This window comes from Streptomyces sp. NBC_00370, from assembly GCF_036084755.1.
Classification (GTDB): Bacteria; Actinomycetota; Actinomycetes; order Streptomycetales; family Streptomycetaceae; genus Streptomyces.
In genome coordinates this window covers 4906713-4917500 of record NZ_CP107968.1, presented here as the reverse complement: position 1 = coordinate 4917500, position 10788 = coordinate 4906713, and the positions used below count along the sequence as shown (strand labels likewise).

The window sequence follows — 10788 nt, the reverse complement described above, 5'->3', positions numbered from 1 at the left end:
GAGGTGTTCTTCCCGCTCGACGCCATGCACACGTTCGACCTGACCGGGCCGTTCGGCTGGCAGCAGTCCGCCGACGAGCTGTCGCGGGCGACGGCCGTTTCGCTGCACGGCGGCGGGTTCGCGAAGGTCGTACGGACCGAGGAGTTGGTGGCGGCGGCCGGCTGACGTCCGGAGCCCGGTCAGCCGTTGCCGGAGGCGAGCTCGCGGCTGCGGTCGCGGGCCGCTTCGAGAGCGGCGATCAGGGCGGCCCGCACGCCGTGGTTCTCCAGCTCGCGGATGGCGCTGATGGTGGTGCCGGCCGGTGAGGTGACGGCTTCGCGGAGCTTGACCGGGTGTTCGCCGCTGTCGCGCAGCATGACGGCGGCGCCGATGGCGGCCTGGACGATCAGGTCGTGGGCCTGGGCGCGGGGCAGTCCGAGCAGGATTCCGGCGTCGGTCATGGCTTCGACGAGGAAGTAGAAGTAGGCCGGGCCTGATCCGGAGAGTGCGGTCGCCGCGTCCTGCTGGGACTCGGGGACGCGGAGGGTCTTGCCGACCCCACCGAAGATCTCCTCGGCGTGGCTGAGGTGTTCGGCGACGGCGTGGCTGCCGGCCGAGATGACGGACATGCCCTCGTCCACGACGACCGGGGTGTTGGGCATGACGCGGACGACGGGGGTGCCGGCGGCCAGGCGTTCCTCGATGAAGGAGGTGGGGATGCCGGCTGCCGCGCTGATGACGAGGGTGGTCCCGGCGGCGACATGGGGGGCGAGTTCGTCGAGGAGCTTGCCCATGTCCTGCGGCTTGACGGCGAGGATGAGGGTGTCGGCGCGCTTGGCGGCGTCGGCGTTGGTGACGGGCTCGACGCCGTAGCGGTCGTGGAGTTCCGTGGCGCGTTCGGTGCGGCGGGTGGTGACGAGCAGGTCGGCGGGCCGCCAGCCGGCCCTGATCATGCCGCTGAGCAGGGCTTCGCCGATCTTGCCTGTGCCGAGGACTGCGACTGTCTTGGTCATTCGGGGGTCACCTCGCCGGTGGTGCTGGGTCTTGCTGTCTACCGGTTCATCCTCGCACCGGGCGGGGGCGTCGGGCGTGCGGTGTCCGAGGGGCGGTACGCGGGTTCCGGGCGGCCTCCGGCGTACCGGCGCTGGGCGGTGCGGCGGCGCTAGGCGGTGCGGCGGCGCAGGGTTGCCGCGCCGAGGGTGAGGACGAGCAGGGCGCAGCCCGCGACGATCAGGATGTCGCGGACGAAGTCGCCGGTGATGTCGGTGTGGCGCAGCACCTCGTTCATCCCGTCGACCGCGTACGACATGGGCAGCACGTCGGAGATGGCCTCCAGTACGGGCTGCATGGTGGGGCGTGCGGCGAACAGTCCGCAGAGCAGCAGCTGGGGGAAGATCACCGCCGGCATGAACTGGACCGCCTGGAACTCGGACGCGGCGAAGGCCGAGACGAAGAGTCCGAGCGCGGTGCCGAGGAGCGCGTCGAGCAGGGCGACGAGCAGGAGCAGCCAGGGCGAGCCGGTCACGTCGAGGCCGAGCACCCACAGGGCGAGGCCGGTGGCGAGTGCGGACTGGACGACGGCGAGCAGCCCGAAGGCCAGGGCGTAGCCGGCGATCAGGTCGCCTTTGCCGAGGGGCATGGCGAGGAGGCGTTCGAGGGTGCCGGAGGTGCGTTCGCGGAGGGTGGCGATCGAGGTCACCAGGAACATGGTGATGAGGGGGAAGATGCCGAGCAGCGAGGCGCCGATGGAGTCGAAGGTGCGCGGGCTGCCGTCGAAGACGTAGCGGAGCAGGAAGAGCATCACGCACGGGACGAGGATCAGCAGCGCGATCGACCGGGGGTCGTGGCGGAGCTGGCGCAGCACGCGGGCGGCGGTGGCGAGGGTGCGGGTCGCGGTCATCGGGCGCTCTCCTGAAGGGCGTTGGCCTCGTCGACCAGGTGGAGGAAGGAGTCTTCGACGGTGTCGGAGCCGGTGCGGGCGCGCAGGGCTTCGGGGGTGTCGTCGGCGAGGATCCGGCCGTCGCGCATGAGGAGCAGCCGGTGGCAGCGTTCGGCTTCGTCCATGACGTGGGACGAGATGAGGATCGTGGCGGAGCGCTCCTGCGCGATGCGGTGGAAGAGGTCCCACAGGTCGCGGCGGAGTACGGGGTCGAGGCCGACGGTGGGTTCGTCCAGTACGAGCAGTTCGGGCTTCCCGAGCAGGGCGACGGCGAGGGAGACGCGGCTGCGCTGGCCGCCGGAGAGCCGGCCGGCCAGGGACTGGGCGTGGGAGGAGAGGTCGACGTCGGAGATGGTGCGGGTGACGCTCTCGTGGCGCGCTTCGCGGCGGGCCCGGCCGGGGTCGAGTACGGCGGCGAAGTAGTCGAGGTTCTGACGGACAGTCAAGTCGTCGTAGACGGACGGGGCTTGGGTGACGTAGCCGATCCGCGCCCGCAGTGAGGCGTCACCGGCCGCCAGGCCGAGGACGTCGAGGGTGCCGGTGGTCTTGGCCTGGGTGCCGACGACGGAGCGCATCAGGGTCGACTTGCCGCAGCCGGAAGGCCCGAGGAGACCGGTGATCTGGCCGGGGGGTACGGCGAAGTCGAGGCCGCGCAGGACGGTGCGGTCGCCTCGTAGGACGGTGAGACCGCGGGCATGGATGGCAGCCCCGGGAGAATTCATCATGTGATGAATAATGCGCGCGGGGGTGGACGCCGTCAAGGGTGGGCGGCGGTCGGGGACGCGTTACCCGGTGGCGGGTTACTCGGGCGCGGGGCTACTCGGGCGCGGGGCCGCGTCGCGTGACCGCCAACTCCACGGCGTACGCCTCCTCGACGGTTCCGTCGGGGAAGACGCTGAGCAGTTCGGCGCGCTCGGCCGCGAGGAAGGCGGCGGTGGCCTCGGCGCCGAGCACCCGGAAGATGGAGTGACTGCCGAGGTTGCCGAGGTGGGTGTCGAGGGACACCTCGCGGGTCCAGTGCACCCGCCGCCGGGTGAAGCCCGCGTCCGCGGGCCGGTCCGGTGTCGCGGCGCGGGGGCCGTGCCCGCCGTGCGCGCCGTCCCCCGCCACGCTGCGGAGCCGGGCGTCCTGCGCGGCGATCCACGGCACATCGGGGTCGGCGACGTTCCACCACAGGACGAGCGCGCCGCCGGGCCGCAGCACGCGCAGCGCCTCGGGCAGGGAGCGCGTGGGGTCGGTCCAGTGCCAGGACTGGGCGTACGTGATCAGATCGGCCGTGCCGTCGGCGAGCGGCAGGGCGTCGCCGGTCCCCCGTACGAGCGGTACGTCGGGCAGGTCGCGACGCAACTGGGCCGCCATGCCGGGGCCAGGCTCGACGGCGGTGACGTGGGCGCCGCGTTCGCGCAGCAGCCGGGTGGCGATACCGGTACCGGCGCCGACATCGACGACGCGGGCTCCGGCGAGGGACCGGCCGGCCAGGGTCTCGACGGTGTCGAAGAGAACGGGCGGGTAGCCGGGGCGGGCGGCGGCGTACTGGGCGGCGACGGAGTCGAAGGAGAGCGCGCGATCAGTCATACGGCCCATCCTGACGAACCGGCCGACCGGTGTCAGCCGCGCTTGGCCCGCTTGCGCTTGGCGCCACCGCCGCTGCCGCCGCGTCGGGCGGCCGGGTTGCCGGAGCGGGTGGTGCGCCGGCGCTCGTACTCGACGACGGCCTGCTCGTACTCCTTGCGGCGCAGGGTCTCGCCCGGGGCCTCGTAGAGGGAGCGGAGGAAGTACGCGATCAGCGAGCCGATGAAGCCGATGGCCTTGAAGCTGCGCAGCGATTCCTCACGGGCGGGGTCGGCGGGGCGGCGGCTGAAGCCCTCCCAGGTCTTGCGGAAGGCGACGGCGCTGCACACCGCGAAGACCACGACGACCAGCAAACCGACGAAGGAGCCGACCTTCGCCAGCTCGATCCCGTCGTAGGCGAACCGCAGGACGAGACAGGCGGCGAAGGCGGTGACGAGCGAACCGACGGCGACGGCGACACGGCGCGCGGCGTAGCCGCGGTCGCGCCGGAGCCAGGTGGTCCCGAAGAACCGCAGGGTCTCGGGCACGGGACCGCCCGCGCCGCCCGAGCCGTCCGCCCCCGCGGCTGCGGAGGCGGCGGCCCGGGTGGTTTCGGGATGCCCGTTCTGTACGTCGTGCTGCTCGGGGTGCTCGGTGTGCTCGCTCACGGGGTCGATTATCCCCGGTGGGCGGAGGGGGGTGGTCAGGCGCAGCGGACGGTGAAGTACCCGTCACTGCCTGTCTGCACGAAGGTGTCCGAGATGAACTGCCCGTTGGCGATGTTGTCCCAGATGTTCGAGGTCCCGTAGGGGCCGGTCTCGGTGGTGCCCGGGGTCTGGCAGTTGATCGGTACGCGGGTGCCGGCTGGAAGGATGCGGACGACACCGAAGTTGGTGCCCGGACCGCTGCGAACGTTCACGTGGTAGCCCGGCGCGAGCGGATAGTGAGTGGACAAGACCGCTGAGCCGGCGCCCACGGCTCCGGTGTCCGCGGCTTGCGCAGCCGGAGTTGTCGTCATCAGCAGGACCACAGCGGCGGCTGCGCCGCCCAGCATCGAGATCGATCTCTTGGTCAGCATGGGAACTACCGTGCCCATGCCGCACGCCAATCAGGCGCAGCGGACGGTGAAATATCCGTCACTGCCTGTCTTCACAAAAGCGTCGGAGATGAACTGTCCGTTGGCGATGTTGTCCCAGATGTTCGACGTTCCGTAGGGCCCCGTTTCCGTGGTCCCCGGTGTCTGGCAGTTGATCGGGACACGCGTTCCGGCGGGAAGGCGGCGCACGATTCCGTAGTTCGTACCGGGGCCGCTCCGCACGTTCACCACGTAACCCGGCGCAATCGGGTACCGAAGAGACGCGAGCCCTTCGGCGGCCAGCGTCCCGACTTCTTCCGTGGTGTTCTCGACTTCTTCAACAGCCATGAGGTCCCCCCTCGTTGATGGCGTACTCCCTGCGCCGCGCAGGCTAGCAACCCATGGCTGGATCGCACGCATCATCGACTAAGGTCGGTGCGTCGCGCTTGTGCACGAACACACGGGGGTGGGCAATGCCACCACTGCGCAACACTGGATCTGCCCCGGAAGCGGAACTTCCGGAGTATGCCGGGCGGTACGAGCTGGAGTCCTGTCTGGGCTCGGGCGGAATGGGTGTGGTCCATCTGGCCACATCGGCCTCGGGGATGCGCATCGCCGTCAAGGTCATTCATGCCGACCATGCGCAGGACTCCGAGTTCAGGGCCCGTTTCCGGCAGGAAGTCGCCGCCGCGCGGCGGGTGAGCGGTGCCTTCACCGCACCCGTGGTCGACGCGGATCCGGAGGCGCCGCGGCCCTGGATGGCCACCCTCTTCATCGACGGTCCCACCCTGTCCGAACAAGTGAAGCGGAACGGTCCGCTCAAGGGCGACGAACTCATCCTGCTCGGCGCGGGACTCGCCGAAGGGCTGCGCGACATCCACCGGGCCGGCGTGGTGCACCGCGATCTCAAGCCGAGCAATGTCCTATTGGCGGCGGACGGCCCGAAAGTGATCGACTTCGGTATCTCGCGGCCGACGGACAGCGACCTGCGGACCGAGACCGGCAAATTGATCGGTACACCGCCGTTCATGGCGCCCGAGCAATTCCAGCGGCCACGCGATGTCGGTCCTGCGGCCGACGTCTTCGCGATGGGTGCGGTGCTGGTGCACGCGGCTACCGGGCGCGGTCCCTTCGATTCGGACAGCCCGTATGTGGTCGCCTACCAAGTCGTCCACAACGACCCGAACTTGACCGGAGTTCCGGAGAACCTCCTTCCGCTGATCAAGAGTTGCCTGGCGAAACAGCCGGAAGACCGGCCGACGCCGGACGAATTGATGGCCATGCTTCATCCGTCGTCACGCGGTGCGACGCCGTTCGTACCGGCGCGGCGGGGCGGGGACCGTACGGGGAGCGCGGCTGCGGCGACGCATCCCCGCGCCGCCGCCCGCCCGCGCGGCCGGCTGGCCCGCCCGCGGGTGCGCTGGGCGGCGGCGGGTGTCGCCCTGGTGCTCGTGGCCGCCGGCTGTTTCTTCGCCGTGCAGGGGGCTTCCGGACACGGCGCACCCGGCACGGCCTACGCGGGTCCCGCCAAGGGCCAGAAATTCCGCCCCTGGCACACCACACTCCGTGGCGGCACGACGGAGAACAAGGCTCCCGTCTGCTCGCCCGACGGCGCGAGTCTCTACTGCACCGCCCCGGGTGTCGCGGCTGCTCGCATCAACCAGACCGACGGGCACGTCGACTGGTCCGTGAAAGACACCGACGCCGCAGGCTTCACCGCCGGTGACACGCCCCCGGTCCTGTCGGGCGGTCTGCTGTACGTCGTCGTGCCTGGCACGAAGCGCCTGGCCGCGCTCGATCCGGCCTCCGGCGAACAGCGCTGGGAGGCCGACATCTCCCAGTACCCCACAGTGCGTTACGCCGGGGACTCGGTGCTGCTCATGAAATCTGACGGGCAGTCGGTGCGCGCGCTGGACAGCGTCACCGGGTCGGAACGCTGGACACGACGGCTGGACACGTTCAGCAACCTCTGGGCCGGCGGGAGCGGCAAGCACGCGCGGCTGTTCGCCGTGACAGGGCCACCGGCCACTCCCACCGAGGTGAGTTCCGTCGACCCCGGCACGGGGGCCGTGCTCTGGCGGAAGAATCTGACGGGATCCCTGGTCCCGGTGGGCGCCTCCGACGGCGCGCTGTTCCTGCTGTCCCAGAACCTCGACGACGTCACCAACGCCGTCGTCCGACTCGACGCCACGACCCGCGCCGTCACGCGCACCCCGCTCCCCAGCTTCGTCGAACAGGCCCAAGCCACCGTCGCCGACGACATCGTCTACGTCGTCGGCTACACCGGCTCGCTCCTCGCCGTCGACACCCGCGAAGGTGTGCAGCGCTGGCGGCTGGAGACGTCCGTCACGCGTGCCTCGCGGCCCGCCGTCGACGGGAAGCGGGTCTATGTCAGCGCCGGGGACGGGCGGTTGCTCGCCGTCGACGGGGTGACCGGGGCGCTGCTCGGGCAGACCAAGCCCCGGATGGACGCCGCGGCCCGGACGCTCGTGCCCACGCTGCCGCCGCCCGTCGTCGCTCCCGGCAAGGTCGTCGCCACCGCGCCCGACGGGTCGGTGTTCGCCGTCGACAGCGGCGATCCGGCCCGCTGGTGACCCGGCGGACCGGATACGCGCCGCGTCGGCGGCTGCGAGGCGTCAGCCCAGGCGCGTGATGTCCCGCACCGCTCCCTTGTCCGCGCTCGTCGCCATCGCCGCGTACGCGCGCAGCGCCACCGAGACCTTGCGGTCGCGGTTCGCCGGGGCGTAGACGCCGTTCAGGGCGGCGCGGCGGGTGGCCAACTCCTCGTCGCTCACCAGCAGTTCGATCGAACGGTTCGGGATGTCGATCCGGATCCGGTCGCCGTCGTTGACCAGCGCGATCGTGCCGCCCGACGCCGCCTCCGGCGAGGCGTGGCCGATCGACAGGCCCGAAGTGCCGCCCGAGAAGCGGCCGTCGGTGACCAGGGCGCAGGTCTTGCCCAGGCCGCGGCCCTTCAAGTACGAGGTGGGGTACAGCATTTCCTGCATACCGGGGCCGCCGCGCGGGCCCTCGTAGCGGATGACGACCACGTCGCCGTCGGTGATCTCCTTGCGGAGGATCTTGTCGACGGCCTCCTCCTGCGACTCGCAGACGACCGCCGGGCCCTCGAAGGTCCAGATGGACTCGTCCACGCCCGCCGTCTTCACCACGCAGCCGTCCTCGGCGAGATTGCCCCGCAGGACCGCCAGGCCGCCGTCCACGCTGTACGCGTGGGCGACGTCACGGATGCAGCCGCCCGCCGCGTCCGTGTCCAGCGTCTCCCAGCGCTCCGACTGCGAGAAGGCGGTGGCGGAGCGGACGCAGCCGGGGGCCGCGTGCCACAGCTCGACGGCCTCCTCGGACGGGGAGCCGCCGCGCACGTCCCACGTCTCCAGCCAGTCCTTGATGCCGGTCGAGTGGACGGTGTGCACGTCCTCGTTGAGCAGCCCGCCCCGGTACAGCTCGCCGAGGATCGCGGGGATGCCGCCGGCGCGGTGGACGTCCTCCATGTAGTACGTGCCGCCGGGCGCGACGTTCGGCGCGACCTTGGCCAGGCAGGGGACGCGGCGCGAGACGGCGTTGATCTCTTCGAGCGTGTACTCCAGCTCGGCTTCCTGCGCCGCTGCCAGCAGGTGCAGGATCGTGTTGGTCGAGCCGCCCATGGCGATGTCCAGCGCCATGGCGTTGTCGAAGGCGGCGCGGGTGGCGACGGCGCGCGGCAGGACCGTCGCGTCGTCCTGCTCGTAGTGGCGCTTGGTGATCTCCACGACCGTCCGGCCGGCGTTCTCGTACAGCGCCTTGCGTGCCGTGTGGGTGGCGAGGACCGAGCCGTTGCCGGGGAGGGCCAGACCGATGGCCTCGGCCAGGCAGTTCATCGAGTTGGCGGTGAACATGCCCGAACAGGAGCCGCAGGTGGGGCAGGCGTTCTCCTCGATACGGAGCATGTCGGCGTCCGAGATGGACTCGTCGACCGCGTCCGACATGGCGTTGACCAGGTCCAGCTTGCGGACCGTGCCGTCGACCAGGGTGGCCTTGCCTGCCTCCATCGGGCCGCCGGAGACGAAGACCGTGGGGATGTTGAGCCGCAGCGCGGCCATCAGCATGCCCGGCGTGATCTTGTCGCAGTTGGAGATGCAGATCAGCGCGTCGGCGCAGTGCGCCTCCACCATGTACTCGACGGAGTCCGCGATCAGGTCACGGGACGGCAGTGAGTACAGCATCCCGCCGTGGCCCATCGCGATGCCGTCGTCGACGGCGATCGTGTTGAACTCGCGCGGCACGGCGCCCGCCGCCTTGATCGCCTCGGAGACGATCCGGCCGACCGGCGCGAGGTGCGTGTGGCCCGGCACGAACTCGGTGAAGGAGTTGGCAACGGCGATGATCGGCTTGCCGATGTCCTCGCTCGCTACGCCCGACGCACGCATAAGGGCTCGCGCGCCCGCCATATTGCGGCCGTGGGTGACAGTGCGGGACCTCAGCTCGGGCATCGTCGCTCGCTCCTTCATGGGATCCGCCGACTGCTGCGTCGACTGCTGCGGCGGCAGATCCTCCAGCAGAAATGATTGCCTTCGAGCGTACGCCCCGGATCCAAGATCTGGACAGCTCGTCCGGAATGCGGGACGAGTGTTCAGCTTTCGGTCAAGTACCGCTGCAGCGTGGGGGCCACCATCGCGATGATCTCCTCCGGATCCACCGAGGCCAGCGGCTCCGCCTTGATCACGTACCGCAGCAGCGAGATCCCGATCAGGTGCGAGGCCGCCAGCTCGGCGCGGAACGTCGGGTCGGGTACGTCCAGCTCGCCCGCGATCCGGCCGAGCAGCTGGCGCAGGACGAACGCGCGCAGGACGTTCGCCGCCGCCTCGTGCGTGAGGGCCGAGCGGACGATCGCGAGCAGCGGGGCCCGGGTGGCCGGGTTCTCCCAGACGCCGATGAAGTACCGGGCCAGTCGCTCCCCGAGGTGGTCGGTGTCGCCCGCCAGCAGGGACGGCACGAGCAGGGCCGGTTCGAAGGAGACCTCGATGGCGGCTGCGAAGACCTCGTCCTTCGTACCGAAGTAGTGGTGGACGAGCGCGGCGTCCACGCCGGCCGCCTTGGCGATGCCCCGTACGGACGTCTTGTCGTAGCCGCGCTCGGCGAACTCGGTCCGCGCCGCCGTCAGGATCCGCTCCCGGGCGCCGGGGCCTTCGTCCCGCTCCGTACGGGCGGGGCGGCCACGGCCGCGCCTGCCGGGGGCCGGATGCGGGTGCGGGTCCGTCATGAGCGGCGGGACCTGGACGGCCGGACCTTGGGCGACCGGGGCTTCGACGGCGACCGCCCCTCGGACGACCGCGCTTCGGACGACCGCTGCTCGGACGACCGGGGCTTCGACGGCGCCGGGGTCGCGGTCGCCGCAGGCGCGGGGGTGGGGGCAGCGGCCGGTGTGGGCGAGGCTGAGGCCAGGTGGAGCCGGGTGAACGCCAGCGCCTCCGCCAGGTCCGCCTCCCGCTCCGCCGCCGACATCGCCCGCCGGGTGTTGACCTCGATCACCACATGCCCGTCGAACCCGCCGACCGCCAGCCGGTCCAGCAGCTCCGCGCACGGCTGCGTGCCGCGCCCCGGCACCAGGTGCTCGTCCTTCGCCGAACCGTTGCCGTCGGCGAGATGCACATGCCCCAGCCGGTCGCCCATGCGGTCGATCATCGCCATGGCGTCGGTACGGGCGGTCGCCGTGTGGGAGAGGTCGACGGTGAAGTGCCGGTAGTCGTCCTTCGTGACGTCCCAGTCGGGCGCGTAGGCGAGCATCTCGCGGTCGCGGTAGCGCCACGGGTACATGTTCTCGACGGCGAACCGCACGTCGGTCTCGTGGGCCATGCGCCAGATGCCGTCGACGAAGTCGCGCGCGTACTGGCGCTGCCAGCGGAACGGCGGATGTACGACCACCGTCGACGCGCCCAGCCGCTCGGCCGCCGCGCGGGCGCGCAGCAGTTTCGTCCAGGGGTCGGTCGACCAGACCCGCTGGGTGATCAGCAGACACGGCGCGTGGATGGCGAGTATCGGCACGCCGTGGTGGTCGGAGAGTCTGCGCAGCGCCTCGATGTCCTGGCTGACGGGATCCGTCCAGACCATGACCTCGACGCCGTCGTAACCGAGGCGTGCGGCGATCTCGAAGGCCGTCGCCGTGGACTCCGGGTAAACAGAGGCCGTCGACAGGGCGACCTTCGCATCGGGGACGCGCACCACTGGATCTGCCACGAAGACAGCGTAC

12 protein-coding genes (1 of these 12 cut by a window edge) are annotated in these 10788 nt (G+C 71.1%); 2 read left to right on the top strand and 10 right to left on the bottom strand.

Annotation, left to right across the window (positions count from 1 at the left end):
• A protein-coding gene (locus OHS57_RS21980) for a cysteine hydrolase family protein (protein ID WP_041986215.1) crosses the window boundary here: on the top strand, positions 1-165 show its final stretch. 420 nt of this gene lie to the left of the window's left edge; the window shows 165 of its 585 coding nt (coding positions 421-585); its start codon lies off the left edge, out of view; its stop codon occupies positions 163-165.
• A gap of 14 nt (positions 166-179) precedes the next feature.
• Here the strand turns inward: OHS57_RS21980 and proC are convergent, their stop codons facing one another.
• The 7 genes from proC to OHS57_RS21945 all read right to left on the bottom strand — a co-directional run bounded on the left by proC (position 180) and on the right by OHS57_RS21945 (position 4892).
• The gene (proC, locus tag OHS57_RS21975) at positions 180-992 is read right to left on the bottom strand and encodes a pyrroline-5-carboxylate reductase (RefSeq protein ID WP_041986218.1); all 813 of its coding nucleotides are present in this window, start codon (positions 990-992) and stop codon (positions 180-182) included.
• Positions 993-1141: 149 nt separating this feature from the next.
• On the bottom strand, positions 1142-1879 hold the full coding sequence (locus tag OHS57_RS21970; protein ID WP_328583096.1) for an ABC transporter permease: 738 nt from the start codon (positions 1877-1879) through the stop codon (positions 1142-1144).
• Positions 1876-2643 (bottom strand): ABC transporter ATP-binding protein, encoded by a 768-nt coding sequence (locus OHS57_RS21965; RefSeq protein ID WP_443042935.1) that lies wholly within the window; start codon positions 2641-2643, stop codon positions 1876-1878. Before OHS57_RS21965 ends, OHS57_RS21970 begins: the two co-directional genes overlap by 4 nt.
• 91 nt (positions 2644-2734) lie before the next feature.
• Positions 2735-3502 (bottom strand): class I SAM-dependent methyltransferase, encoded by a 768-nt coding sequence (locus tag OHS57_RS21960; RefSeq protein ID WP_328583095.1) that lies wholly within the window; start codon positions 3500-3502, stop codon positions 2735-2737.
• 23 nt (positions 3503-3525) lie between these two features.
• Positions 3526-4137: a hypothetical protein gene (locus tag OHS57_RS21955; protein WP_443042934.1), complete on the bottom strand. Its 612-nt coding sequence runs from the start codon at positions 4135-4137 to the stop codon at positions 3526-3528.
• A 35-nt stretch (positions 4138-4172) separates the two neighbouring features.
• Positions 4173-4487 (bottom strand): hypothetical protein, encoded by a 315-nt coding sequence (locus OHS57_RS21950; RefSeq protein WP_443043088.1) that lies wholly within the window; start codon positions 4485-4487, stop codon positions 4173-4175.
• A gap of 90 nt (positions 4488-4577) precedes the next feature.
• On the bottom strand, positions 4578-4892 hold the full coding sequence (locus OHS57_RS21945; RefSeq protein WP_328583093.1) for an SH3 domain-containing protein: 315 nt from the start codon (positions 4890-4892) through the stop codon (positions 4578-4580).
• A gap of 125 nt (positions 4893-5017) precedes the next feature.
• Between OHS57_RS21945 and OHS57_RS21940 the strand changes: the two genes are divergently transcribed.
• On the top strand, positions 5018-7138 hold the full coding sequence (locus tag OHS57_RS21940) for a protein kinase domain-containing protein (RefSeq protein ID WP_443042933.1): 2121 nt from the start codon (positions 5018-5020) through the stop codon (positions 7136-7138).
• Positions 7139-7180: 42 nt separating this feature from the next.
• On the opposite strand, the gene ilvD is transcribed toward OHS57_RS21940, so the two are convergent.
• The 3 genes from ilvD to OHS57_RS21925 all read right to left on the bottom strand — a co-directional run bounded on the left by ilvD (position 7181) and on the right by OHS57_RS21925 (position 10775).
• Positions 7181-9031: a dihydroxy-acid dehydratase gene (gene ilvD, locus OHS57_RS21935; protein WP_328583091.1), complete on the bottom strand. Its 1851-nt coding sequence runs from the start codon at positions 9029-9031 to the stop codon at positions 7181-7183.
• A 140-nt stretch (positions 9032-9171) separates the two neighbouring features.
• Positions 9172-9801: a TetR/AcrR family transcriptional regulator gene (locus OHS57_RS21930; protein WP_328583090.1), complete on the bottom strand. Its 630-nt coding sequence runs from the start codon at positions 9799-9801 to the stop codon at positions 9172-9174.
• Positions 9798-10775 (bottom strand): sugar phosphate isomerase/epimerase family protein, encoded by a 978-nt coding sequence (locus tag OHS57_RS21925; RefSeq protein ID WP_328583089.1) that lies wholly within the window; start codon positions 10773-10775, stop codon positions 9798-9800. Before OHS57_RS21925 ends, OHS57_RS21930 begins: the two co-directional genes overlap by 4 nt.
• Between the last annotated feature and the right edge of the window lie 13 nt (positions 10776-10788).

Bases quoted from the DNA above. Each gene is read 5' to 3' on its own strand.
- proC (WP_041986218.1), bottom strand. From the start codon at position 992: ATGACCAAGACAGTCGCAGTCCTCGGCACAGGCAAGATCGGCGAAGCC.
- OHS57_RS21970 (WP_328583096.1), bottom strand. From the start codon at position 1,879: ATGACCGCGACCCGCACCCTCGCCACCGCCGCCCGCGTGCTGCGCCAG.
- OHS57_RS21965 (WP_443042935.1), bottom strand. From the start codon at position 2,643: ATGATGAATTCTCCCGGGGCTGCCATCCATGCCCGCGGTCTCACCGTC.
- OHS57_RS21960 (WP_328583095.1), bottom strand. From the start codon at position 3,502: ATGGGCCGTATGACTGATCGCGCGCTCTCCTTCGACTCCGTCGCCGCC.
- OHS57_RS21950 (WP_443043088.1), bottom strand. From the start codon at position 4,487: ATGACGACAACTCCGGCTGCGCAAGCCGCGGACACCGGAGCCGTGGGC.
- OHS57_RS21945 (WP_328583093.1), bottom strand. From the start codon at position 4,892: ATGGCTGTTGAAGAAGTCGAGAACACCACGGAAGAAGTCGGGACGCTG.
- OHS57_RS21940 (WP_443042933.1), top strand. From the start codon at position 5,018: ATGCCACCACTGCGCAACACTGGATCTGCCCCGGAAGCGGAACTTCCG.
- ilvD (WP_328583091.1), bottom strand. From the start codon at position 9,031: ATGCCCGAGCTGAGGTCCCGCACTGTCACCCACGGCCGCAATATGGCG.
- OHS57_RS21930 (WP_328583090.1), bottom strand. From the start codon at position 9,801: ATGACGGACCCGCACCCGCATCCGGCCCCCGGCAGGCGCGGCCGTGGC.